Source organism: Lacipirellula parvula, from assembly GCF_009177095.1.
In the GTDB taxonomy this organism is placed as follows: Bacteria; Planctomycetota; Planctomycetia; order Pirellulales; family Lacipirellulaceae; genus Lacipirellula; species Lacipirellula parvula.
Genome location: NZ_AP021861.1, coordinates 3,822,355 through 3,845,669 on the forward strand (window position 1 = coordinate 3,822,355; position 23,315 = coordinate 3,845,669).

19 protein-coding genes are annotated in these 23,315 nt (G+C 59.0%); 11 read left to right on the forward strand and 8 right to left on the reverse strand.

The annotated features are described in order from the left end of the window. Positions 1 to 215: 215 nt before the first annotated feature. Positions 216 to 410, reverse strand: coding sequence for a cold-shock protein (locus tag PLANPX_RS14930; protein ID WP_152099501.1), 195 nt, complete (start codon positions 408 to 410; stop codon positions 216 to 218). Between the two features lie 443 nt (positions 411 to 853). Between PLANPX_RS14930 and PLANPX_RS14935 the strand changes: the two genes are divergently transcribed. Both PLANPX_RS14935 and PLANPX_RS14940 read left to right on the forward strand, forming a co-directional pair. Further along, complete coding sequence (locus tag PLANPX_RS14935; RefSeq protein ID WP_152099502.1) at positions 854 to 1,162, forward strand: hypothetical protein; 309 nt, start codon at positions 854 to 856, stop codon at positions 1,160 to 1,162. 84 nt (positions 1,163 to 1,246) lie between these two features. Then, the gene (locus PLANPX_RS14940; RefSeq protein WP_152099503.1) at positions 1,247 to 2,728 is read left to right on the forward strand and encodes a glycoside hydrolase family 130 protein; all 1,482 of its coding nucleotides are present in this window, start codon (positions 1,247 to 1,249) and stop codon (positions 2,726 to 2,728) included. A 6-nt stretch (positions 2,729 to 2,734) separates the two neighbouring features. Here the strand turns inward: PLANPX_RS14940 and PLANPX_RS14945 are convergent, their stop codons facing one another. The 4 genes from PLANPX_RS14945 to PLANPX_RS14960 all read right to left on the reverse strand — a co-directional run bounded on the left by PLANPX_RS14945 (position 2,735) and on the right by PLANPX_RS14960 (position 7,187). Continuing rightward, positions 2,735 to 5,044 (reverse strand): glycosyltransferase family 4 protein, encoded by a 2,310-nt coding sequence (locus tag PLANPX_RS14945; RefSeq protein WP_152099504.1) that lies wholly within the window; start codon positions 5,042 to 5,044, stop codon positions 2,735 to 2,737. A gap of 139 nt (positions 5,045 to 5,183) precedes the next feature. Further along, on the reverse strand, positions 5,184 to 5,429 hold the full coding sequence (locus tag PLANPX_RS14950; RefSeq protein WP_172992082.1) for a BON domain-containing protein: 246 nt from the start codon (positions 5,427 to 5,429) through the stop codon (positions 5,184 to 5,186). Positions 5,430 to 5,699: 270 nt separating this feature from the next. Continuing rightward, positions 5,700 to 6,524, reverse strand: coding sequence for a transglutaminase-like domain-containing protein (locus tag PLANPX_RS14955; RefSeq protein ID WP_152099506.1), 825 nt, complete (start codon positions 6,522 to 6,524; stop codon positions 5,700 to 5,702). A gap of 96 nt (positions 6,525 to 6,620) precedes the next feature. Then, positions 6,621 to 7,187 carry a hypothetical protein gene (locus PLANPX_RS14960; protein WP_152099507.1) on the reverse strand — a complete coding sequence of 189 codons (567 nt, stop codon included), beginning with the start codon at positions 7,185 to 7,187 and terminating at the stop codon, positions 6,621 to 6,623. Between the two features lie 642 nt (positions 7,188 to 7,829). On the opposite strand from PLANPX_RS14960, the gene PLANPX_RS27415 reads away from it, so the two are divergent. Continuing rightward, complete coding sequence (locus PLANPX_RS27415) at positions 7,830 to 7,985, forward strand: hypothetical protein (RefSeq protein WP_172992083.1); 156 nt, start codon at positions 7,830 to 7,832, stop codon at positions 7,983 to 7,985. Positions 7,986 to 8,078: 93 nt separating this feature from the next. On the opposite strand, the gene PLANPX_RS14965 is transcribed toward PLANPX_RS27415, so the two are convergent. From PLANPX_RS14965 to PLANPX_RS27780, 3 genes are all read right to left on the reverse strand, one after another. Continuing rightward, positions 8,079 to 8,279 carry a YheU family protein gene (locus PLANPX_RS14965; RefSeq protein ID WP_261344396.1) on the reverse strand — a complete coding sequence of 67 codons (201 nt, stop codon included), beginning with the start codon at positions 8,277 to 8,279 and terminating at the stop codon, positions 8,079 to 8,081. Between the two features lie 1,876 nt (positions 8,280 to 10,155). Beyond that, on the reverse strand, positions 10,156 to 10,764 hold the full coding sequence (locus PLANPX_RS14970; protein ID WP_198421736.1) for a hypothetical protein: 609 nt from the start codon (positions 10,762 to 10,764) through the stop codon (positions 10,156 to 10,158). A 16-nt stretch (positions 10,765 to 10,780) separates the two neighbouring features. Then, the gene (locus PLANPX_RS27780; RefSeq protein WP_198421737.1) at positions 10,781 to 11,152 is read right to left on the reverse strand and encodes a hypothetical protein; all 372 of its coding nucleotides are present in this window, start codon (positions 11,150 to 11,152) and stop codon (positions 10,781 to 10,783) included. A gap of 339 nt (positions 11,153 to 11,491) precedes the next feature. On the opposite strand from PLANPX_RS27780, the gene PLANPX_RS14975 reads away from it, so the two are divergent. The 8 genes from PLANPX_RS14975 to PLANPX_RS15010 all read left to right on the forward strand — a co-directional run bounded on the left by PLANPX_RS14975 (position 11,492) and on the right by PLANPX_RS15010 (position 23,281). Further along, a complete protein-coding gene (locus PLANPX_RS14975; RefSeq protein WP_152099508.1) occupies positions 11,492 to 12,154 on the forward strand; it encodes a sigma-70 family RNA polymerase sigma factor in 663 nt (220 codons plus the stop codon). After that, positions 12,155 to 13,732 (forward strand): FecR domain-containing protein, encoded by a 1,578-nt coding sequence (locus tag PLANPX_RS14980; protein WP_152099509.1) that lies wholly within the window; start codon positions 12,155 to 12,157, stop codon positions 13,730 to 13,732. Between the two features lie 399 nt (positions 13,733 to 14,131). Continuing rightward, positions 14,132 to 15,103 (forward strand): DUF1559 domain-containing protein, encoded by a 972-nt coding sequence (locus tag PLANPX_RS14985; RefSeq protein ID WP_198421738.1) that lies wholly within the window; start codon positions 14,132 to 14,134, stop codon positions 15,101 to 15,103. A gap of 44 nt (positions 15,104 to 15,147) precedes the next feature. Then, positions 15,148 to 15,561 carry a hypothetical protein gene (locus PLANPX_RS14990; protein WP_152099510.1) on the forward strand — a complete coding sequence of 138 codons (414 nt, stop codon included), beginning with the start codon at positions 15,148 to 15,150 and terminating at the stop codon, positions 15,559 to 15,561. 98 nt (positions 15,562 to 15,659) lie between these two features. After that, entirely contained in the window at positions 15,660 to 16,595 is a 936-nt protein-coding gene (locus tag PLANPX_RS14995) for a discoidin domain-containing protein (RefSeq protein WP_152099511.1), read from the forward strand. 63 nt (positions 16,596 to 16,658) lie between these two features. Further along, positions 16,659 to 18,554, forward strand: a complete 1,896-nt coding sequence (locus PLANPX_RS15000) for a PEP-CTERM sorting domain-containing protein (protein ID WP_152099512.1) — start codon at positions 16,659 to 16,661, stop codon at positions 18,552 to 18,554. 85 nt (positions 18,555 to 18,639) lie between these two features. After that, on the forward strand, positions 18,640 to 19,380 hold the full coding sequence (locus PLANPX_RS15005; protein WP_152099513.1) for a hypothetical protein: 741 nt from the start codon (positions 18,640 to 18,642) through the stop codon (positions 19,378 to 19,380). A gap of 220 nt (positions 19,381 to 19,600) precedes the next feature. After that, on the forward strand, positions 19,601 to 23,281 hold the full coding sequence (locus PLANPX_RS15010; RefSeq protein WP_152099514.1) for a CotH kinase family protein: 3,681 nt from the start codon (positions 19,601 to 19,603) through the stop codon (positions 23,279 to 23,281). Positions 23,282 to 23,315: the final 34 nt, after the last annotated feature.

The window sequence follows — 23,315 nt, forward strand, 5'->3', positions numbered from 1 at the left end:
CTCGCTCAAGATGGGCCCAAGCGACTTAAGCCGCATCAGCGCGGCCAAGTAGCGAGCGTGGTGTAGCGCTGGTGGCGCCTCGCCGCTGTCTACTGACGCCCGGCGTCGAATCGTCTACATAAAGTCAGAGCGGGGCGAGTGCGCAAAAAACGCCGGAGATCGCGTTCGCGTTCTCCGGCGTCGTCATGCATTACTTCAAAAAGATACGGGCGGCCTTAGCTCACCCGCACGTTCTCGGCGCACTTGCCCTTAGGCCCCATGCCTTCGTTGAATTGCACGGCTTGGCCTTCATAGAGGCTGTCGAAGCCGGCTCCTTCAACCGCAGACGAATGGAAGAAGATATCTCCATTGTCCCCTTGAATGAAGCCAAAGCCTTTGTCAGTCAACTTCTTAATTGTACCTTGCGACACGTCACAAATTCTCCAGCACGCAGTTCTCAAACTGACGCGCAGCCCTCGCACCGTGCAATTACTCGGGCAACGCATGGGCGGACCCGCTAACGGGAGGCCCAAAAGTAAGAAAGCAAACTGATCCACACCGTAGATCAACGTCGCTGGAGGCCGGTATGAAGAACGGCCAAGATGAAGGGCAAAGATCAACGAGAAGATTACTGTATCGCCACGCAATGAGTCACAGAGAACTGACTGATGCGGCGTCTGGCCATGCTTCTCGCAGATGCCTTCGCTGTCTTAGTGGTTTGACTCTACCACAGCATTCGTCGCGGAACTAGTGGATTAAGTTCTTCAGGAAAGGAGTATAACGGCTGTTGACGCCATTTCGACCGCTGCCAGCAGTTCGAGATTGCGACTTTAGTAGGCGAATCTCAACTCTGTTGCGAATTTTGGAGCGAAAGATGGCAAAGAAGAAAAAGAAGGCGGCGACATTGCGAGAGAAGAAAGCCCTCAGCTACGGCGTGATCTTCCTCGACCAAATCTCGCCTCCGATTCCTGTCGAAGGTCGCAAGCCGATCGAGATCGACATGACGATGGACGAAGCCCTCAAACTTCACCTGGGATTGTTGCAGGCGCTAACTGAGCTAAATCGGCTCGATCGGCGTTCGCCGAAGTCCCGAGCACGAGGGATTCGGTTTGCGCTGTATCCAGATCAGCGGCGTATGATGGTTCAACAAGGAAGCGTTAAGGACAACAGCGCGCCGCGATAGCGGTTGTGAGTGAAGCGTTGCTGTTCTGTCAAATTGATTCGCTGCAGTCGAGTATCAGGAGAAGCGCATGAGCAAGCGCCAACGATGTCATCAGCCAAGAGACCGAGTCGCCGCAAGCCGCTGGCCGTCAAACGCCTGCCTGTTACCTTCGCCAGCGACAACCGCCGCGTCATCACTCGCTTCTTCGACCCGGGCAGCAAGGGTCGAATGCAGAACATCGTCGAGCGAATCGCTCGGCTAGAAGACGATGAAGTTGCGAGGTTGCTAGACGAGGTCTTCCAGCGGTTTCGAACGCGACATAGCAACATCGTCGCGGTGCTGGAGCAGAACTTCCGCAATGCCGCGACGTTGCTAGGCGACGCGGGTGACGTTGATCTCAATCGCCGGCTACTACTCGGCTCGTACTTCACGATGGAGTATTCGATCGAATCGGCAGCGCTCTTCAATCCTTCGATCGTGCCGCACCTGAACCAGCGCAATCTCCCCGACGGAGCGGTGCGATTTGTCATGAGTCTGCGGGCCACCGGCGAGGGGCACGTTTCGTCGATCGTCTTTCGGACTGGCATCATTTACTCCGATCAACGGATTCAGGTCGATCCGCTCAGCCGGCATACCAGTCCGATCAGCGTGATGCAGGACAAGCTGTTCGACAAAGCGTTGTTCGCGAGAAAGCTCGGCGACATCGGCGTGTCGCAGCCAGTCGCAGAGGCGGTGATGAATTGCCTGCCCGGTTCATTCACGATGACTGAGTTGGAGCAGGCGATGATTGCGGTTCGCGAGCGCGAGCCGGAGCTGGTTCCCTCTCTGGACTCCATGCAGGGAATTCGTTGGCTGGCAATGTCCAACTACCAGCTGAAACTACCGACCGACGCCGAAGCATCGGAGCTAGTCATCTTCCCGCAGACTATTAACGAGAGCCGCGGCATCGAAGACTTGCGGCTGGTCCGATTCGTTCACGATGACGGCGCGGTGACTTACTTTGGCACCTGCACCGCGTATGACGGCTTCCGGACACTACCGGAACTCATCGAGACGAGCGATTTCCAAACGATCGGCGTCCACACGCTCAACGGCGCCAAGGCGCTGAATAAGGGGCTCGCGCTGTTCCCGCGGAAAATAGACGGCAACTTTGTCATGTGCTCACGGATCGACGGCGAGAATCTCTACATTATGCGGTCGGACAACGTCCATTTCTGGGAAACCGCGGACCTATTGCAAATCCCCAAGCAGCCGTGGGAGTTTGTGCAGATCGGCAACTGCGGGTCGCCGCTAGAGACTTCTGAAGGTTGGATCCTGCTCACTCACGGCGTCGGGCCGATGCGAACCTACTGCATCGGGGCGATGTTGCTCGATCGCGACGATCCGCAACGCATCATTGGCGTGCTCGACGAACCCCTCATCGTGCCGACCGAGAAAGAACGCGACGGATACGTGCCGAACGTCGCCTACACCTGCGGAGCCATGATCCATAGCGATCAGTTGTACATTCCTTTTGCGACGTCGGACACGACAACGCGGTTCGGGATGGTATCGGTGGAACGGTTATTGGACCGCCTCACGAGTTAGATTGCGTCAGCTCGGTTGCAGCATTGCTGCGGCTTCAGCAGCCCGGCGGAATGCTGCGAGCGAGCTTTCCAGCTGCTGTAGCTCGGCGAGCGACAGTAAGAATGCGAGGGTCGATTCAGCGCCTTGATTCTCGTTGACGCGGTCGGCATGCAACCCGTCGTGGCAGCCGCCTGTGCTGGCGTCGTAGACTTCCACGCCCAGATCGTTGCGGCCGAGGAACCATTCAAAAGCTAGTCGCGCTTCATTCAGCCACGATGCTTCTTCCGTCGTGCGGTACGCCTCGACGCATGCTGCGACCGTCGCCCAGGCCTCGATCGGTTGTTGGTCGAAATCAGCGCGTGGACCGCCGCGCTTGTGGAAGCCATCGCTGCCAATGGGGCGGAAATGCCCTCGCGGGGCTCGCTGGACGCCGACGAGCCATTCAAGCGACCGCAGCCCCAACTCTTGAACCGCGACATCTCCCATAGAACACCCGCTGAGGATTAACGCATGCGACAGGGCTGCATTGTCGTAGCTGAGCGTTTCCTCAAACCATGGCCAAGACGTCGTAGAGACTCGTTGGTGGAGGTCGACCAGCCGCTCAACGAGCGTCGCCCGAACTTGCGTTACCGCGCGGTCGCCGTCGAAGCGGCGGAGATACTGGTCGATCCCCATTAGCGTCGACGCCCAGGCCCGGGGGGAGTGAATCTCGACGCTCGCCGGCAATGCTCGATGGAAGACTTCCATCGCCCAGCACTGTAGGCTCCGTTGCTTCGAACGTCCGATGCAAGTCCCCAGAGCGCACATCGCGCGGCCGAAGCAATCGTCGGAGCCGAGGATATCTTCGTGGACCCAGCGGCGGTCGAACGTGAGGAAGTTGCGGAATCGGCGTTGCTCGGGATCGAATGCCGCGTCAACAAATGCCGCGTAACGGGTCGTGGCGCGCTGCATTTCAAGTGTGTCGAGTCCCATCTCTTCGAGCGCCATGGCGAATTGCAGGCCGCGGGCGTTGTCGTCGGTGCAGTACCCCTCAGCGAAATTGGGTAGCGTGTACTTGGCGTGCTGCAAGAGACCGCAGGAGTCTGTCATACGCAGCAGATGCTCCAGACGCCATTTGGGTAGCTCCCACGGGCGCTCGTCGAGCGTCTGAATCGCCAGCGGTTTCACTTGGCGATCGAAGCGAACGCGCCGCGCCTGCTGAAACGAGTTCATGTAGAGATGGGCGACGTGACTCCAGATCATCTCGCGCCCGAGCGTGTACGCTTGGCGTCCCATCGCAACACGCCGCGGATCGTCACGCAGCAGACTGCAGATTTGCTGAGCGATGGCGCTTGAGTCGCGGAATGGCACAAGGGCGCCGCGGTCTTCGGCCAGCAGTTCCTCGGCGTGCCAGTAGGGCGTCGAAACTACTGGCTTGCCGCAACCGAAGGCGTACGCCAACGTGCCTGAGGTGATTTGTGCCGGCTCCAGGTAGGGAGTAAGGTAGATATCGGCGGCAGCGATAAACTCGATTAATTCGTGCCGTTCAACGAAACGGTTGTAGAAAATGACGTTCTTCCGCACGCCGAGATCGCTCGCCATCCGTTCCAGGCTGAGTCGATACGTCTCGCCTTGTTCGCGAACGAGATTCGGGTGAGTGGCGCCGAGGACGATGTATACGACGTTAGGGAACTCACGGATGATCTCCGGCAAAGCCTGGAGTGCGTGCTCGATCCCCTTGTTTGGAGAAAGGAGGCCGAACGTGAGGATGACGTGCTTCCCCTCGACGCCAAATTGCTCTTTTGAAGCGTTGGGATCGACGAACGGCATATCGGGAATACCATGAGCGATGACGTCGATTTTCGCGTCGGGGACGCCGTAAATGTCGAGCAGAAACTCGCGGCCGCGCTGCGACATGACGACAAGTCGCGAAGAGAGATCAGCCAACTCTCGCATCACCCGGCGCTGGTCGTACGAGGGGTTCTTGAGTACGGTGTGGAGCGTCGTGACCACGGGCATTCTGACATCGTGCAGTAGCGCGAGAATATGCCGCCCCGCCTGCCCGCCGAAGATGCCGTACTCGTGCTGAAGCGAGACGACGTCAACATTGCTGAAGTTGAGAAAGTCGGCCGCGCGACGATAGGAGTCGAGATCTTGCTGCTCGAACTCGAATTGCACTTCCCGCGGATAGTCGTATCCCTCGGCGATGTCGTTGACCGGGACGACGCAGCAATCGATCGACGGATACTGCGTCGCCACTGCTCCAAATAGGTCGCTGGTAAAGGTGGCGATGCCGCACTTGCGCGGCAGGTAGTCGCCGACAAAGCCGAGTTTGCGAAAATCCGTATTGCGAACCATAGGGCGCTTATCAAATAAAGGGCGACGGTCCGCGTCGCGGCGTCCGATCGGCGCTCGACCGATCGAAAGAACACGCCCCCGGTTCGACAGTGAAGTCGAATACAGCGGAGGTGTGATGTACTAACAATTTTCGCAGCGTCTAGTGCTGCGGCTTCTTCTCGACAAGGATCATCTGATCGACAATGCGACTAATGCCCGGGACGCTTTGTACGGCTTTCATGATCGGGTTCCGCTGAATCGCGTACTGCAGCGAGCCGGTCAGCGTGACCATCCCTTTTTGAACCGTGGCCGTCACGCGAGTTTGAGAGCCCGAGCCTGAGCGCATCAATCGCTGATTGACGGCCTTCAAAAGATCCTTGTCCGAGACTTGGTTGCGGCCGAGCATGGCATCGCCTTTCCAATAGAAGAAGACGCCGCGATGAGAATACGCGACGCAGGGAAAGGGATCGACCATATGGCCGAGGGCCGGTCAGTGAGAGAGGATCTCCCCTCCAGCATTCATCGTACGCTTGTACGGAGCTTCACGCCACAGCGGAAATGTCGTGCCAGAGCTGTTTTTATGACGCATCGGTCAATTTTTGGCTTGCCGACGGATGTGTAGGGCGGAGTGGCGAACGCTTGCAGGCGGCCATTCCCGTGCTTTAGCGAGTGCATCTCAAGGAATTGCCTCTGGCTGCACCACGTCCGTCCATACGCGAAAATCTGCTAGTCGATTTGCCCCATAAGTCGTCGTGAGGGCCACGTCCGCGGCGTCGCGGCCACGAGCCATCAGAATCCGACCGATGCGAGGGACGTTGTTCCTGGCGTCGAAGGAATGCCATGCCGCCCCGAGATAGACTTCGAACCACGCGCTAAAATCCATCGGCGAGGACTGGCGCGGGACGCCGATATCGCCGAGGTATCCGGTGCAGTAGCGGGCAGGAATATTCAGCGATCGACAGAAAGTGACTGCAAGGTGCATGTAGTCGCGGCAAACGCCGACGCGCTCGCGATAGACTTCCAGTGCAGTGCGATTCGCCCGAGCTTTCAAATAGTCGAAGCGAATATGCCGGTGGACAAAGTCGCACACCGCCTGCACCAACGGCCATCCGGCGGGCAGGTGGCCAAATAGCTTCCATGCAGTGTCGCGTAGCTCGCTATCCACCTCGCAGTAGCGACTGGCGAGAAGGTAATGCAGCACGTCGTCTGGGAGTTCCTGGAGTGCGTGTTGACGAGCCTGCGGCGACTGGAGGTCGGGCAGCCCGTTGTCTTCCACCACCACGTCGGTTCGAAATACGACCCGGCCGGCGGGGGCCGTGGTTCTCACGCACTGATTGCCGTAGAGATCGAAGTAGCCGTTGAGGGCGCCCTGCGGCGTGACCGTCAGTGGCTCGAGGCGGCGTATCGACGCCGTGCGCGTCGGATGGATGTTTCCCACGAGCAACACCGTCGTCGGCGCCACGAAATCGAAAGCGGCTTCAAAACCCGCGTGGATCAACATACTTGTGAGAACTTAACCCGCCAGGATCAACCCTTCGAGCAACAAACTATGAGGACGATGCGTCGTCGGCGATTCAGCAGAAGAAAATTGCACGCCTCAGGAGTGCTGAGGCGGAAGCTCGGCGGCTCGGCTGCCTGAGCGATCAATTGCGGCCTTCACAAGACGCTGGTATTTCCAGATGGAGTAACGCTCACAAGCGTCGCCAATTAGCTCCAGTCGATCGGGTGCGAACCAAGTGTTCGTGACTTGGCGCTCGACGATTAGCTTGGCATCTGCCAGTAGCCGCCGATCTTCTTCCGATTCGCACTTCACGACCGTCCCGGAGACTAGAATCGGAAAAGACTCGTCTTCGCGGACCCAATCTGAACTTGCGTCACAGGCTCTTGTATCAAGTCGAGCATGCGAGGCGGCCGCAGCGATGAGCGTCCCGGTTTCACACTCGCCAATGTGCCGGGAGACAGATGCCGCGGCTTGATCAAGTTCGCGAGCCACCTCCTCGCCTGCACGTTCGCCGCGGATGACGCTATTGGCGATGGCCACTCCGTTCGCAATAAACCGAGCGTCGATTTCTTGGCGACAGGTGTGCCAACGCTCGTCTTCTAGCATAATCTGCCATCCAACGTTCGGAACGTTGCGAATCGAGGGGGCGTTGATGAATCGCATTGGCGCTCCGAGAAGTGATCTGCGCGATAGTCAGCATGACCTAGCACACCTCTCCGTAGTTGCGGATGTCAGCGTTGCAACCATGGAGGTAATCGCATTATTGGCGCGATGCATGAGAAAAGTGCGTTTAATCGCGTTGGAATTCCGCTAATAAACTTCGAGCAGTCAATGCGACTAATACTCAGGAATCACCGTCTTCACGGCAATAGGGACTGCTAATATGAGGGAATGGCAAAGCGAAGATGCGTACTCTATGAATGTTAAATTGTCATCGCAACACGCATCCCAGAGGGGCAAAGCATGACTGTGAGAATCGTCGGTCACGGCGAGCAGGAAGTCCGTCGCGTTACATGTGGACGTTGCAGTGGGGTGCTAGAGTACAGCAAGAACGACGTGCAATCTGAGCCGAGGTACGATAGTTCCGGCAACTATGACGGTGAACGCCGCTGGATCAATTGCCCACAGTGCACCAGCCAAGTCGAAGTGGCAGACTGATACGTGATTCATCCGCACGAATGAAAAGCCTGCTCGCAGAGATGCGGGGCTGCCGGATGTGTGATCGTGTTCGGGCCGATTCTTGGCGCTAGCGGTGTCTCGAAGTGAGCAGGAGACGTGCCGGCGAGAATGAGTTAGGGTGGGTCCATGACTAAAATATCCATGATCACCGGCATTGCAGTCGTCACTGTTCTAGCAGCCGTCAGCATCTCCGCACTCACCAACTCGCCGTTTCCGTCACCAGCCTCGATCATCTGCGGCGTCATCGGGGCGTTCGCAGCGATTACCGTCGAGCAAGCCTAAGTTCGTCGGCGTGTTTGCGACGTCGATTGATCCGGTTGAAGCTACTGACGCCCAACCCTCTCTCAGAGGTCGCTTCGCATGCAGACCGCTCGGCTAGTCTGGAGACTTGGGCACGACGTTGCAGGTCTGAGTTGCAGCATCGAAATCGATGACGACTCGCTGCTGAGCCAACTGCGCTAAGATCTGCTGGACGCGACTTTCCACGTTCGAGTGGTCGGTGCCGTCGCGAGTTACAAATTCAAGCACAACTGATCGCAGTGTCATCGGCAGAAGTTGTGTATGTGGAATGAGCATTTGCGGCAATTGATGCGGGCGGGCAAACAAACTATACCTTTGGATTCTTTCAGTCGGCAGGCGCTAGCCTGGCGCTGCATTTCCACGCCTCTCAATCACCTGATGAATCAGTCTCTGCAGACGCCCTAGCGAGTACATCTGACACGCGTCCTTAATCATCTTTAACCGGCCGATTGATACATCTCGGCATGCAGTCTCGTCTTCGCCGATGGTTTTCGCTGCCAGTAGCAAGCTACGCACCTCGGCAGTGCTGCACTCAATAGTGCGGCCTTCGATGCGAATTTTGGCCATACGAAACTGCGAGGGATCTTCCATGCCCAAAGCTTGACGTTCAGGTCGACAATCTGCAAGGCGATGGCATATCTCGCTAGCATCGCCTGGAAATCATCCAAACAACATAAATGTCAATGCGATGAGAATAGTTCCCGCTGCTTTGATCAACACCACTGTCGAGTTCCAACTATCGAGCGTGGCGAATGCAAGCGGATTGGATTATAGACTGGTTAAGCCACGGTAGGTGCGGCGGAGGCACGCCAAGTAGGAGAATGGCGGGTACGAGACCTGCGGATATTTGTCCCGCTGCAGTCTCCCTCAATCCAGCATCCGATAATTCTCGGAATCTGTTGAGGTCGCGCCGACATCAGTAGGCGCTTGCTTGCCGCACACGGTTACGCAAGATACTGAAAGCTGCATCGACAGCTACCCGCAACTACCCGACTGGCAGCCACCTACCCCTTGTTACTGCAATTCCTCGGCAACTAATAGAAACAAATGCAATCTCGCTGTAGGATACCTATTAACGGCCCACATGCGATTAGCGAGCCGACGTACAGGCTTGGCGATTAGTTCACACCGTAGAGGTCACAGGTTCGAGTGCTGTGCCGCCCACTTGCACAGCCGTACACTAATGCAACAAGTCGTTTAGGCCGGCAATTCTTGAGTCGTCGCGCTTGCCAGACTCTTCGCTGCCATCTGTGATTGCTGCTGACTGCACCGCCGGTGCGGATGCTTTCGCGGCCTTCTCGAAGTCAGCGCCTCTCACTTGCCATTACTTCTCGGGCGCCGGCTTCTTTGGCACGAGCCTAATGTTCGCAAGATCGTCGTGGAGCAGCGATTCGAGCTTGCCCGCCCAAGCCGCCGTCTCGGCGTCCCAGACGGACTCGTTGTGCGGTCGCCAAACTACGGCCGCTGTTCGGGCTGCGTGTACACTCCCTTCTGCGCCGGGCGAAATATGGTGCAAGGGGCGGGTGAAAAAGAGCCCGCCAGTGCGAATGGCGAGCTGGTTTGGTCTGTGATCACCGAGAGGGTAGGTCGTCAGGTTGAGTGCTTTGCTCGCCGCTGGAAAACTGTGATCGGCGGGCATTTGGTCATAGGGCTGCTACAGTGCAGCGATGCGCCGCATGTCAATGAGACCGAACTTCGCTTACAACGCGATTCGTGCTCTTTGCTTCGGCCAGGCAGTGATCAACGGAGTGGCTGCAGCCGTCTGCGCCTACTTCGGTAATTGGCTACTTGCAGCGGGACTGGCGGCGCTGGCTGTACTCTCACTCTCCGCACCCGCGATGATTTGGCGGACTCTTGGTGCGGTGAATCGCCGATATAAATAACGCCTCCGTCTCATTGCGACGAGAATGAAGCACTCAACTCACTGCCCTCAGTACCTTCTCTCAGCGGTCAAGCTACTACATCGGTCGACGTGTAGATCGCCTGAAGCTGCAAGCTGTCTTAAAAATGACGCCGTTAGGAAGTCGCGATATTCCGGAAGGGGTTCTTGCACGCCCTCCAACGCAAGTTCCTCGTCAGCAGCGCCGGAGAAATGCGCCGACACACCTATTGGATGGGAGTTAGAGAACTACTCCCGCGAGTGCAGCGCGTTCTAGTGCATGCCTGACTCGACGGCGCCCAAACCAGGACGGTAGTAGTGGAAGTGCACGTCGGGATGGTCGGCCAACAACGAGATAGGCACTGAGGCATCAGGTAGCTTCTTGGCGATCATTAGCGCCGTCAGACGTTGACCAAAAGGATTGTCGTGGCAACCGGCTTGCCAAATGCTCACTCGATCAGACTTCCAAGTCTCCAACGGGCCGACGGTGCACGCGGAGGTTGGCACGAGCGAGACCTGTCCGCCGCCGCTGGTGCGTGCGTTTTGAATGATCGTCATCGGGTGGAGATCAACGACGCGAGTACCGAGTTTGCGATACTCGGCGGGGCTCGGCGGAGCGTTCTTCCACTTGCCGGTTCTTCGCGGCGGGTCGTTGAAGGCCCAGTGCTTCACTTCGCCTTGCCCGCCTTGCATGACGAGGCAGCGGGCCTCGTCAAAGCTATCGCTGTACGCCTTGAGATCGCCGGTGGGGAAGTGAATGTTCTCGCGCCGCGGGCGCAACTTGCGATCAATGCGATTGAAGCAGAGATCCATGTCGGCCTTCGCAAAGCTCAAGGGATGATCGAAGTCGACGGGTCGGTCATTCTCGACCCACTCGTCCATGCCCCAGAAATGCGCGTCAAGCTTTGCGAGGTTGATTTTCGAGCGAGTTGACGATCCGCGCGACGAGCGGCAGTTGCTCGGTCGGGCCAATGGGGCCGCAGATTCCAGCCGGCGAGTCTGGCGAACTCTGCCGCCACGCCTCAATGTATTCGAGCGCTTCCGCGAGATAGAACTCCGCGAGCGTGTCGTAGAGGTGAACTGTAAAGCCTGGCCGGGTGAGTCCCTTGAGCGTGCGCTCGTTCAACCGGGCCGCATCGGCGAGGATCGTCGGGTCAAGCGTCGTGTAGTCCCACCAATCAGGAGCCACTTTACTTAGCGGGCGAATCGCGCTCGCTGCCGGGGGCGTGTCGCGACGACCCTTTTGAGGGGCAGGGGAGGATGATTGCATGGCGATTCGAAGAGTTGGAGACATTTGACGGGAGGACGCGAGCCAAGCGGTTCAGTGCGGCAGAAGGTAGGAGCGGACCAGTGACTCCTGGAGCAGAAATAGTTCGACCGCGCCACTGGCTTGCTTGCCGCTCCGCCACGCTGATTCTATCGACTGAACGTGCTGAGGGTCAGCGGCGGGGTCGCCAGCGGGCGCGACGAAGTCGGCAAGTTTGCCGGCGTCTTCCGGTGATTGGAGCCGAAGGTGCTGGCCTCGGCCGCTTCTTCTAGGCGGGGGTCGGGAGTCCGGCATTCGTCAAAATCTGAAAAAATTGGCTGTTAAATCTGGCGGCTGATCGCCATGTTCTTGATAGGCAAGGAGTACGCAGCGTACGACGATGCCTTCGAGGCCCCTTTTCTGCGCTTCATTCCGCAAACGGAGCGTGCCGCTTTGGTCGAGAAACCGTCTGCTCAGCCAGATGCTCCCGAGGAAATCGATTGGGCTGCTGAAAGCGCCAATCTGTTTGCGGAACTGCTGCGCGAGAGCCATCGCGACCTGTTCGTGTTCATTTACGCCCTCGTCCAGAACCGGGCTGATGCCGAAGACGTCTACCAGCAAACCACGATGGTGCTCTGGAGCAAGTTTGCGGAATTCAAGCCCGGCACGAATTTTGCCGCCTGGGCGACGCGCGTGGCGCACCTCACGGCACGGCACTTTATTCGATCGCGGCGGCGGCAGCATCTTTACTTCAGCGACGAGATTCTCGACTCTCTACGAGAAGTCTACCGTCCGCAGGGTCCCGAGCACCACGCGACTCGAATGGAAGCATTAGCAATCTGCATGGAAAAACTTCCGCCGCGAGACCGCAGTCTCATCAATCGATGCTACGCGGGGAACAACGACGTTGCAGAAATTGCCGTAACGGAGAGTCGTACTGTCGCCTCAATTTATCAGGCGATCTACCGCATCCGCAAAAATCTATTCGGCTGCGTTCAGCGAACCCTAGCAACGGAGAACCGCTAGATGCCGCTGCCACGCCACGACGCCGATGAGTTATTTCGCCTGCTAAGCCTGCAATGGGACGATGCTTGCCCGCCGGAAGTGCTGGCGAGGATTGAGCAGATTGCACGAACCCACGGCGATTCGGCGATCGAATTGATCCTCGAATACAGCGCCTTGCACGCCGACATCGATGCGGTGGTTGCTTCCTCCCAGGCGTTCGATCGAGCCATCGAGGGAATCGAACAAACGCGGCGCAAGCCGCGCAAGCTGGCTTCGCCGCAGCATGTCGCCGCCGCCCGAGCGGAAAAGCCGCGTGGCGTACAGATTTCGAAATGGCAAGCCGTCTTCGTAATGGCGGCCAGTCTGCTGCTGGCCGTGGGAGGATCGTATTGGCTTGATCCGCACGTGCGGCAAGAGCGGGCCTCGATGGGAATGGGCGGCGTGCCGATGATTTTGCGACCGCCGCAAACCGTCGCCTGCGTGACGCGCCTGACGAACGCTACTTGGGCTCATTCCTTGGTGTTGAAGGAAGGGCAAACGCTCAAGGAGCACCAAAGACTGGAATTGCTCACCGGCGCTGCACAACTCAGCATGGCCTGTGGCGCGGAAATCGTGCTCAAGGCTCCCTGCACGATCAGGCTCCGTTCCGACGACTTCGTCTATCTCGAAGCGGGAGACCTCACCGCCGAAGTTGCGAAGTGGGCGACCGGCTTCGTCGTCGACACGAAGGGACTGCGCATCACCGATCTAGGAACTCGCTTCGCCGTTTCGGCCGGCCCTTCGGGAATCGCCGAAGCGCATGTGCTCGAGGGCGAAGTGCTCGCCGAGCCGATGAAGACGCATCGCCCCAAACAGTCGTCGATGCTGCTCAACGCCGGCGAAGCCATTCGCGTGAGCTTGCAAAAAGCAACCATCGACCAAATTCTCGCGGAGAGCGACCGCTTTGTGAGCCGGCTCAAGCAATTCCGTCCGCTGCGACCGATCCAGCTTCGTAACACGGGAATCTCGCTCAGCGTCGGCCAGGACGATCCGCACTGGACGGTCACGGCGGGAGATCCCGCATACGGTCCATACCCGCATCCGGCAATCATTACGGAAGGCGACCCCAGCTACCTCGACAACATGCCGGACGGTTCTCAGTGGATCTCCGTTAAAAGAGACGTCTGGCCGGGCATCCCGACCTCGTCGACTCACACGTTCGAGACCCGTTTCAACTTGAACGGCTACGATCCAGCAACCGTCTACATCATCGGCTCATTCCTAGTCGACAATTCGATTAGCGAAATACGGATCAACGGCAAGCCGGTAGACTTCAATCGCTGGGTCACCACATGGGACGTCCATGATTTTGAAAGCTTCCATACGATCGAGATCCTCGACGGATTTGTCGCGGGCGAGAATGTCATTGCGGTCGACGTGTTCAACACGCCTTCGCACCCCGATAATCCAGAGTTGCCGAATCCGATGGGGCTGCGGGTCGAGTGGCAAGCGTTTGGCTGCGAAGCCGAGCCGGCGGCGACTCCGGCGCCCAGCGTCGCTGGATTCGAAGTTTTCCTGCGACAAGCGGAAAATCTGTTTGCGGGCGTGAAGATTATGTGAGTATTTCTTAACATTATGCGTTAAGCGAAGCCAGATCTCGTCATGTATTAGGGTAGATGCATCGTGATGAGCTAAGTCGAGAAGCTATGCGTTCAAAAGCGAGCGCAACATCTCGGTAAGCTCTCCGCGATTTGTCGCACATTGAAACAGAGAAGGCAGTTCGTTCGCTGTATTTGTCGATTGGCCATCGTCGGAACATGCCAATCGGTTCTTTCGGTCTCGCCGAAAGAACGCCGCGCTAGATGCGGCGTAGTTGCAGCGGTCCTCCACTTTTTACTTTTCTCCAGCTGCCTCTGATCGGGTGGTCGCCGTCTCGTCGCGCTCATGCGTGGCGCTTCGCTCGTCGAATTGCCATCTCGTCGTTGCACGGCGTTCACATCTTCCATTGAATGGATCGCGATGAAAATGCGCACACACCGGAAGTGTTCAAACTCAGCGTTCACGCTGGTCGAACTGCTAGTCGTGATTGCCATCATTGGCGTCCTCGTCGCGTTGCTATTGCCAGCGGTGCAGGCGGCACGAGAAGCCGCGAGGCGCTCGCAGTGCGTCAACCAGCTGAAGCAATGGGGCCTCTCGATGCAGATGCATCACGATTCAAAATTGCAACTCCCCTACGGCGCCACTTTCCCTGATACGGTTTACAAACGTCCCCGCCAAACCTGGGTCGTGCGACTCTGGCCATTCATCGAACAAGGCAACCTCTCGCGTCAATTCGATTTGAAGACCGACTTCGAGCTGCCGCCGATGACGATCGCCGGCACGCTGAATGGCCTGACGGGGCAGTTCGTCCCACTCTACTACTGCCCGAGCGACGTAACTGGCAGCGACCAGATCCTTGGCAACTACCAGCGGCGACGCGGGAACTACGTAATCAATTGGGGGAACGCGACGTTCGGTGGAGCGTTCCGGGACAACGAGCTCGTTGGATTTCCAGGAATCGCCCCCTTCTCGCATGTGAACGGTCGCATTGCGGAGCCTGTTGATACGTCGTTTGCTCTCATCACCGATGGCACGAGCAACACGCTGCTGATGTCCGAGTATTTGATTCCGACCAGCCCGGAAGACAACGACTGGCGCGCCGACATTCACAACAACGAGGGCGTGCAGCGCTTCCACACCCTCCAGACGCCTAATTCTTCCGCCCCCGACGTGATCGCGAACGGCTGGTTCCAGGACAACGGCGATCCCGCCATGCCGGCGATCGCGGGCACGATCACCCGGCAGCAAAACGCCGCGCGAAGCCGACACAACGGCGGCGTCAACGCGCTGCATTGCGACGGTTCGGTCGCCTTCTACGCCGACGGCATCGCCGCCAATGTATGGCAGGCGCTCGGCACGATGAACGGCGGAGAAGCCGCCTCGCAGAATTGAAAATCGGTCTTATTAGTTCCCCACTCGCACTTCTGGAATCGGGTATGACGTTGACTCGTACGTTTTTCTGGTCAGCTCCGGCAATCGTTCTGGGATGCGCGATCGGCTGCGGAAGCCAAGATCCCAATCGGGGCGAGGTGACGGGAATCGTCACCGTCAACGGCCAGCCTGCCGTTACTGGCGCCGTGGCGTTTAGCCCAGTTGACGGGCAATCGCCGACAAGCGGCGGCAAGATCATCGACGGGAAGTACACGGTGACGGCGTCGACGGGAACCTCGCGCGTTGCGATCCGCGTGCCCAAAGTCGTGGGCAAACGCAAGCTTTACAACACTCCCGATAGCCCCGAGCAGCCTCTGATGGCCGAGACGCTACCGCCGGAATACAACGATCGCACGACGCTCACGCTGGAAGTCAAACCCGGCGACAACGAGCACAACTTCGAACTGCAGACGAAATAGCACGCCTACCATTCGCCTGCACTCGGCTCTTGGGAAATCGAGCCGCCTCTCTTCAACTCCTCACGAATCCACTAACTCGCCCTGGAGGTTGGATCATCATGCCGCAGACTAAGAAAAGCTTCCTTCACATAACCGCCTGCCTCGCGATTGTCGCCACGGCGTCTAGCGGAGCGTTCGGCGCCGTCGTCGCCAATAATGAATTCAACCTCGGTCCGGAAGGCGGGACAGGGCTTTACACGCCGACGTTCCCGTCGGGCGGCTCTTCGATCACCGATCTGCTCAACGGCAAGTTGCCGAGCAACAACGTCGGCAATTTTCAGCAGGAAGGTTCCACCGGCGTCGCCGCGTTGACGAATGGTTCCGTGCAAACGGCGTACGGCAATGGCGGAGCGGAGAGCCCTCACGCCGCCTACGCAACGGCTGGCGCCGGGCAATCGGTAACATACACCCTGGGGGGCGTTTATAACCTCTCGTCGATCGTGATCTACGGCGGCTGGAACGATGGCGGCCGCGATGCTCAGCACTACAACATCTTGACCTCGACCGATGCGGGCTTGAACTACACCCTGCTGACGACCTACGACAACAGCCCGGGTCAAACCACCGCGACGCCAGTGCCCGTCTCGCAGCGAACGGCGTTCACCGAGAACGCTCTGCCGAACCTCGCCGTCAACGTCACGAATATCAAGGTCGAGTTCTTGAGCGTTGAGAACGGCTACACGGGCTACACCGAAATCGACGTCTTCGGCAACCAGCTGTTCGCGCCTGGCGACGCCAATCGCAACGGCGTCGTCGATATCAACGACTTCTTCGTGATCAGCAATAACTTCTCGAAGGTTCCCTCCTCGCCTGGTCTGGACGGCGACATCGTCGTCGACAATCTCGTCGACGTTCTCGACTTCCGGCTGTGGAAGAACAGCGTCCCCGCCGAAGTGGCGGCGCTCGCCGCGAACTTCGGCGTTCCGGAACCATCGTCTCTCGCCCTGGCCGGCGCCGGCTTGGCTCTGCTCGCTGCTCGCCGCCGTCGAGGCTGAGCGTCTCTCTACGCCTGCACGAATCCACTTCTTAAAGATTCTCCCTACAAGGGCGCTCTTCATATGAACTATTGCACACGCATCTCTCTGATCGCATTACTGCTGTGCGTCGGATGGGGCCGCACAGCCATCGGACAAGAAGGCACGGCTAACTCATGGGTTGGAACCAACGGCGATTGGGCCGTCGGCTCGAATTGGTCTGCCGGTGAACTTCCCGACGGCGTCGGCTTCGACGAATACGCGAGCATCAGCAACGGCGGCACGGCCAACGTCACCTCGCCGATCCCCTTTCAACCGGGACAAGTGATCCTCGCGATCGAAGATGGAAGTACGGGGAGCGTCGTCATTGGCAACGGCGGCACACTGACGACCGTTGATCGCCCCGCCACGAGCGGCGAGTTTAACGTCGGCTACGCGGCAACGGGAACCGGAAATCTCACCGTTCAGCCCGGCGGAACGCTGAACATCGCGACGAACCTGTACCTCACCGGCGCGCCGGCGAGCAGCATCACCCTCGGCGGCGCCGGAGCGGGCGTCACGGCAGTGAACATCGGGTTCGCGGCCAACTTCGGCCGCAATCTGCGCGTCATCGGGCCGAACGTCAATCTTTCAGCGCTCTCGGTAAACTTCCAAGCGGAAAGCACGTTTACCGCTCAGATCACCGGCGCCACGCACTCGGCGCTAAAATCGACGAACGTGGCAAATCTTGGCGGTAAGCTGAAACTGGAATTCTCGGGCGTAACGCCGACGCTCGGCAGCAGCTGGAATCTGATTGACGCATCGTCATTCGCCGGTCAGTTCTCGTCGATCGACGCCTCCGCGGCTCCGGCGTTGCCGTTTGGCCAAGTCTACGAGTTCAATACGGTCGCCGGCGGCGGCAGCACGAACGGCATGTATGGCCGCGTCTCGGTGGCTCAGAAGCTTGTGCTGAACGTCAACCGCAGCACGGGCGCCGTGTCGATGGCCACCGGCCCGGGAACGGTTTCGATCGACGGCTACGCAATCAAGTCGGCCCAAGGATCGCTTTCGCCCGCGGGTTGGAACAGCCTGCAAGCCCAGGGCGTCAGCGATTGGCGTCGGTCGCCGCAAGTCGGCACGTCCAAGCAACTCATCGAGTTGAAACCCACGGGCTCGACGGCGATCACCTCCGCGACGCCGCGAGCGCTGGGCAACGCCTTTGCCTACCCTGCAGCGACGCAGTTCGGCGTTGAATGGGAGGATCTGACGTTCGAGTATTACACCCCGGACGGCAAGGTAACGCAGGGGCTGATCAATTACACCGGCACGAAGCGTCACAACAACTTGGTGCTCGTCGTCGATCCGGCGACCGGCAATGCTCAGGTTTTAAATCAGTCGAATCTCTCGGTGAACATCGACGGCTACAAGATCACGTCGACCAGCGGGTCGCTGCTGCCGGCAAACGGGAAGTGGCTGAGCCTGGACGACGACAACCGCCTGGGCGGCGATTGGCGCGAGTCAAACGCGAGCGTCAATCAGCTCGCGGAGCTGAAGCCGACCGGCTCTTCACAAATGGCGGGCGGAGCGACCTTCCTGTCGATGGGCCAGATGTTCAAAACCGTCGGCGCCGGCGGAACGCAAGACCTCGTCTTCGAGTACCTCTTCCCCGGCGAGTCGGCGTTCCGGCAGGGAGTCGTCGTCTATGGAACGCTCACAACGCCCAGCTTGGCTGCCGACTTCAACCACGACAACACGGTCAACGGCCTCGACCTCACTGTATGGAAGGGCGCCTTTGGAACCGGCGCCGGGGGCGACGCCGACGGCGATAACGACAGCGACGGCGCCGACTTCCTGATCTGGCAGCGGCAGTTCGGACAAAGCGTCACGCCGAGTACGACAACCGCCGCGGCGGTTCCTGAACCAGCGACGCTTGCGTTGCTTGGACTGGGAGCAATTGGCTTGGCCGTTTGCTCGCGCCGCAGTGGCGGGGAATCGCATTGAGCAGAGTTCGGCGGCGACGATTGTCGACGCAGACGACGATCACGCTGCAAGTCACTGAAATTGTCATCACTTGAGGGGACGCCTAATGAGTTGGAAATATCTTGTCGGCGCGTGCTGCGTCGTGGGGCTCGCGGGAGTCGCTCGGGCGGGGGTGATCCATACTTCCCACACCGTGTCAGGCATCCCGGCAGGTGCGGTCGGAGACCCGTTCAACCCAGTTCACGCTCCCGGCGGACCGTCAGCGACCGACCTGATCAACGGAATGCTTCCCGTCGCATCAGGCCCTGGCAATTTCCAGCAGGAAGCGGCGGAAGGCCTGCCAGCGCTGACCAACGGATCCATCAGCACGTTCGTCGGTGCGGGCAGCGGTTCCGATAACCATACCGGCTACGCCACGACGGGCGGTGGTTCCGGCGGACAATCGGTGACGTACGCACTCGCCGGCAAGTACAACATCACGCGCGTCGTTTCCTTTGGAGGCTGGGCCGACACCGGCCGCGACGAGCAAAGCTACAACATCTGGGCGTCGAGCGATGGCGTGACGTTCAATCTCGTCGCGTCGCCGCCCGCGGTGAATTCGAACATTCCGCAGCCCGGTTCGGGTGGGAAGATCGCCGTCTCGCACCGCATTGAAACCTTCGACGACTCGCTTCCTTACTTGGCAACGGGCGTGTCGCACATCCGATTTGATTTTTCCGGCGTTGAGAATGGCTTCACTGGAACGACGGAACTCGACGTGTATGGCGTCGCTATCCCTGAGCCGGCGTCCATTGGATTGGCAACCATCGCGGGAACGTGCTGGTTGTGGCAACGTCGCAAGCGTTAGCAAACGCAACTCAATGCGTTGTTGCTGCCAGGGTCAGCCTGTCTTTGGGGGGCGGGCCGTCCCTGGCATTTTTGTCGTTTTAAAGCATTCACCCCCATGATGAGTTACGCTGAGGCAAGACTCGTCCGACGCTCGACTCGACGGAGCAGGGGCCAAGCAACCACCGACCCCATCGACATTCGCATTACACTTTAATTGAGTTCTCACGGAAGCTGGCGGCATGTTTGGCAACGTTTGGAACAGAAGGCAAGAGAGCCGATTCGCAGCCGCAAATCGGGGCAGCCGGCGGTTGCAGTTCGAGCAATTGGAAATTCGCCAGGTTCTCGCGGCGAACGTCTACATCACGGAGCTGCTCGCCTCGAACAGCAACTCGATCAAGGATGGCGACGGCGATTCTTCCGATTGGATCGAGCTCTTCAACAATGGCGCGACTGCCGCCGACGTCAGCGGCTACTATCTCACTGATAAAAGCTCCGACCTGACGCAGTGGGCCTTCCCAGGGGGAACGATCATCGCTCCGAAGTCGACGATTATCGTCTTCGCTTCCGACAAGGCCGCCGCCCATCCGCCGGGCGAACTCCATACAAACTTCAAACTCTCCGCCGACGGCGAGTATCTAGCGCTCGTGGAGCCAAATGGCACGACGATCGTGCAACAGTTCGCCCCGAAGACGCCGTCCCAGCAGACGGATATCTCGTACGGGCTGTCGATGTCGTCGAGTTCGACGACGCTTGTTGACGACACGACGCCGATGCGCTACCTCGCCCCCGTCAATAACAGTGCCGACGCGGTTTGGCGGATGACCGCGTACAACGACAGCGCCTGGTCGTTGGGGACGGCCGGCATCGGCTACGAGGCGTCGCCGGGGAGCGCAAACGAGTTCACGTCGCTCATCGACGTTGCCGTACCGTCGACGACGACCACGGCGTACACGCGTTTTACTTTCAATGTGGCGAACCCAGGCTCGTTCAAGACATTGAATCTCGGCATGATCTACGACGACGGCTTCGTCGCGTATCTCAATGGTACGCTGATCGCTTCTTCGAACGCTCCCGGCTCCCTGGCTTACAACTCGATCGCCACCGGCCAGCGCGGCGACGAGGTCGTACTCGCTGGTTACGTGAACTTCGACGTCAGCAACAAGTTGAGCGAGCTAAAGCAGGGCGCCAACGTGCTCGCGATTCATGCGCTAAATCAATCGGGCAGCAGCGACATGCTGATGATCCCGAAGCTGACCGGCGGCATTGCGGAAGTCGTGACGCCCATCGTGGCCGGATACTTTCAAACGCCGACGCCTGGCGCCGCGAACGGACAGATCTTCACCGGAATCGTGGAAGATACCGCCTTCAGCGTCGACCGCGGCTTCTACTCAACTCCGTTCAACTTGGAGATTTCGACGCCGACCGCCGGCGCCAAGATTGTCTACACGATCAACGGATCGGCGCCGGCCGTCGACGCCAACTTGAATATTATCAATGGCTTCCTCTACACCGGGTCGCTGTTGATCAACAAGACGAGCAACATTCGCGCGGCGGCGTATAAGCTCGGCTATGCGCCGACCAACATCGACACACAAACGTACATCTTCACCAGCGACGTCATTCACCAAACGCAACAGTCAGCGCTCGCCGCTGGCTTTCCTGGCACGTGGGGCAGTCGGGCGGCCGACTACGGCATGGATCCCGACGTCATTGGGCCAAATGATCTATTCGGCGGGGTTTACGCCGCGCTGATTGAAGACAGCCTCAAAGCGATCCCGACGCTGTCGCTGACGCTCGATAACGCTGACTTCTTCGGCCCTAACGGCATCTACTCGAATGTCGGCGGCGAGGGAGTGGCGTGGGAGCGCCCCACCTCCGCGGAACTTATCTACGCCGACGGCACGGAAGGGTTTCAGATCGACGCCGGCCTGCGAATTCACGGCGCCGCATCGCGGTCTCTCTCCAAGAAAAATGCCTTGAGACTGCTGTTCAAGGACGAGTACGGCGCCGGCAAGCTCGAATACCCGCTCTTCGGCGAAGAGGGCGTGACCAAGTTCGACACAATCGTCATCCGGCCGCATTTCAACGATGGTTGGGGGTGGGATGGAGCGCTCGGCGACCCGCTCTACGCTCGCGATCAGTGGTTCCGCGATACGCAAGCGGCGATGGGGAACGCATCAGCGCGCGGAAACGTGGTGCACCTCTACATCAACGGACTCTACTGGGGGCTCTACAATCCGAGTGAACGCCCAGACGATTCCTTCGCCGCGGAGACGTTCGGCGGCGAGAAGGAAGAATACGACGTCGTCAATCACGACGGCTTGGCCGACGGATCGATCGACGCCTACAACGCGATGATTGCGCTGGCTCAGGCGGTGAACGCCGCTTCCGGAACTGCAGCCAAGAACGCCGCCTACCAGAACCTGCAAGGAAATTTCGCGAGCGGCCTCGACAATCCCAGCCAGGAGGATTATCTCGACGTCGCCAACTATATCGACTACATGATCCTCAATCACTACGGCGGGAACAACGACTGGCCCGACCGTAACTGGTATGCGAACCGCCGTCGCGGTCCGGAAAGCGAAGGCTTCAAGTTCTTTGCCTGGGATAACGAGATTTCGCTAGACCTTAGCGACCGCACGAGCATCAACGAGAACAATTTGGGGATGTCGACTGGCGCCGCACAAGCGTACGGCATCTTGCGCAATTACGAAGAGTTCCGCCTGCAATTCGCCGATCGAATTCACGAACATCTATTCAACGGCGGCGCTCTGTACGTCAACCCCGCCAGCCCGACGTACGACCCGAACAATCCCCAAAACAACGTGCCCGCGGCGCGGATGGCGGAGCTTGCCGCTCGCGTGTACGACGCCATGCCGGCTGAGTCGGCGCGGTGGGGCGACCAACATGTCACCGTCCCGCGGACCAGAGACGTCGAGTGGCAGAACCAGCTGAATTACATGCTGGGAACCTACTTCCGCGATCGACACGGCATTGTCCTCAACCAATGGAAAGCCGCCTCGCTCTATCCCAACGCAGTGGCGCCGGAGTTCCTGGTCAACAATCTTCGTCAACATGGCGGCACGATTGCCGCCGGTGGCATCCTCTCCGTGCAAAACGGAAACACCGGTTCCCCGGGAACCATTTACTACACCACCGACGGCAGCGATCCGCGACTTGTAGGCGGCGCCGTCAACGCGGCGAGCGCGCAGGTTTTCTCCGGCAACATTCCGCTGTCGAGCGCAACGCTGGTAAAAGCCCGCATCCTCCGCAACGGCGAGTGGAGCGCGCTGACGGCCGCGACTTTTACTCCAGTCGCTGCATCCGCTGATTTCAATAGCGACGGCATCGTGGACGGCGGCGATTTCCTCGCGTGGCAACGGGGATACGGGCTTGGCTCAACGCGAGCGCAGGGTAATGCCGACGGCGACTCAGACGTCGATCAAGACGACTTGGTCGTATGGAAGACGCAGTTCGGCCAAACGACGGGGACCCCAGCTTCTCCGATGTCGGTTGCCGCGCCCGCCAGTCTGAACTCGTACGTTACGGACGCCTCGTTCATGTCGCCGTCGTCGCTCGAAGTTGCCGACGGCGCCCTAGTCATCGCGGCCGCAACTTCATCGACGCCCGCACTCAACCAAGTCAGCGCAATCCTACAATCACGGGCGTGGAACGCAGACATCGCGGCGAGGCAGACGCAAGACGTCGCTCATCATTCGGCCCGCGATGCGGCGTTCAACGACGACGTGCGTACCCATGCTGTGAACCATCGGCATGAGAGCGTTCTATCCTCTCATTCTCAGGGAGCCTCTAGCAAGCTCTTCAAAGACGTCGAAGAGTCTAGCGCATCCGAAAGAGACGAAGCAAAGCTGGCGGCTTTGAGTGACTTCCTGCTTACAGGCATCGCACCGAAGTTATAATCGAAATGGGCAGGTTAAAAAGTGCGGCCGCACG

Bases quoted from the DNA above. Each gene is read 5' to 3' on its own strand.
- PLANPX_RS14990 (WP_152099510.1), top strand. From the start codon at position 15,148: ATGACGTTGACTCGTACGTTTTTCTGGTCAGCTCCGGCAATCGTTCTG.
- PLANPX_RS15000 (WP_152099512.1), top strand. From the start codon at position 16,659: ATGAACTATTGCACACGCATCTCTCTGATCGCATTACTGCTGTGCGTC.
- PLANPX_RS27780 (WP_198421737.1), bottom strand. From the start codon at position 11,152: ATGCAATCATCCTCCCCTGCCCCTCAAAAGGGTCGTCGCGACACGCCC.
- PLANPX_RS14995 (WP_152099511.1), top strand. From the start codon at position 15,660: ATGCCGCAGACTAAGAAAAGCTTCCTTCACATAACCGCCTGCCTCGCG.
- PLANPX_RS14950 (WP_172992082.1), bottom strand. From the start codon at position 5,429: ATGCTCGGCCGCAACCAAGTCTCGGACAAGGATCTTTTGAAGGCCGTC.
- PLANPX_RS14980 (WP_152099509.1), top strand. From the start codon at position 12,155: ATGCCGCTGCCACGCCACGACGCCGATGAGTTATTTCGCCTGCTAAGC.
- PLANPX_RS27415 (WP_172992083.1), top strand. From the start codon at position 7,830: ATGACTAAAATATCCATGATCACCGGCATTGCAGTCGTCACTGTTCTA.
- PLANPX_RS14965 (WP_261344396.1), bottom strand. From the start codon at position 8,279: ATGCTCATTCCACATACACAACTTCTGCCGATGACACTGCGATCAGTT.
- PLANPX_RS14960 (WP_152099507.1), bottom strand. From the start codon at position 7,187: ATGCGATTCATCAACGCCCCCTCGATTCGCAACGTTCCGAACGTTGGA.
- PLANPX_RS14985 (WP_198421738.1), top strand. From the start codon at position 14,132: ATGAAAATGCGCACACACCGGAAGTGTTCAAACTCAGCGTTCACGCTG.
- PLANPX_RS14935 (WP_152099502.1), top strand. From the start codon at position 854: ATGGCAAAGAAGAAAAAGAAGGCGGCGACATTGCGAGAGAAGAAAGCC.
- PLANPX_RS15005 (WP_152099513.1), top strand. From the start codon at position 18,640: ATGAGTTGGAAATATCTTGTCGGCGCGTGCTGCGTCGTGGGGCTCGCG.
- PLANPX_RS15010 (WP_152099514.1), top strand. From the start codon at position 19,601: ATGTTTGGCAACGTTTGGAACAGAAGGCAAGAGAGCCGATTCGCAGCC.
- PLANPX_RS14975 (WP_152099508.1), top strand. From the start codon at position 11,492: ATGTTCTTGATAGGCAAGGAGTACGCAGCGTACGACGATGCCTTCGAG.
- PLANPX_RS14945 (WP_152099504.1), bottom strand. From the start codon at position 5,044: ATGGTTCGCAATACGGATTTTCGCAAACTCGGCTTTGTCGGCGACTAC.
- PLANPX_RS14940 (WP_152099503.1), top strand. From the start codon at position 1,247: ATGTCATCAGCCAAGAGACCGAGTCGCCGCAAGCCGCTGGCCGTCAAA.
- PLANPX_RS14955 (WP_152099506.1), bottom strand. From the start codon at position 6,524: ATGTTGATCCACGCGGGTTTTGAAGCCGCTTTCGATTTCGTGGCGCCG.
- PLANPX_RS14970 (WP_198421736.1), bottom strand. From the start codon at position 10,764: ATGGACGAGTGGGTCGAGAATGACCGACCCGTCGACTTCGATCATCCC.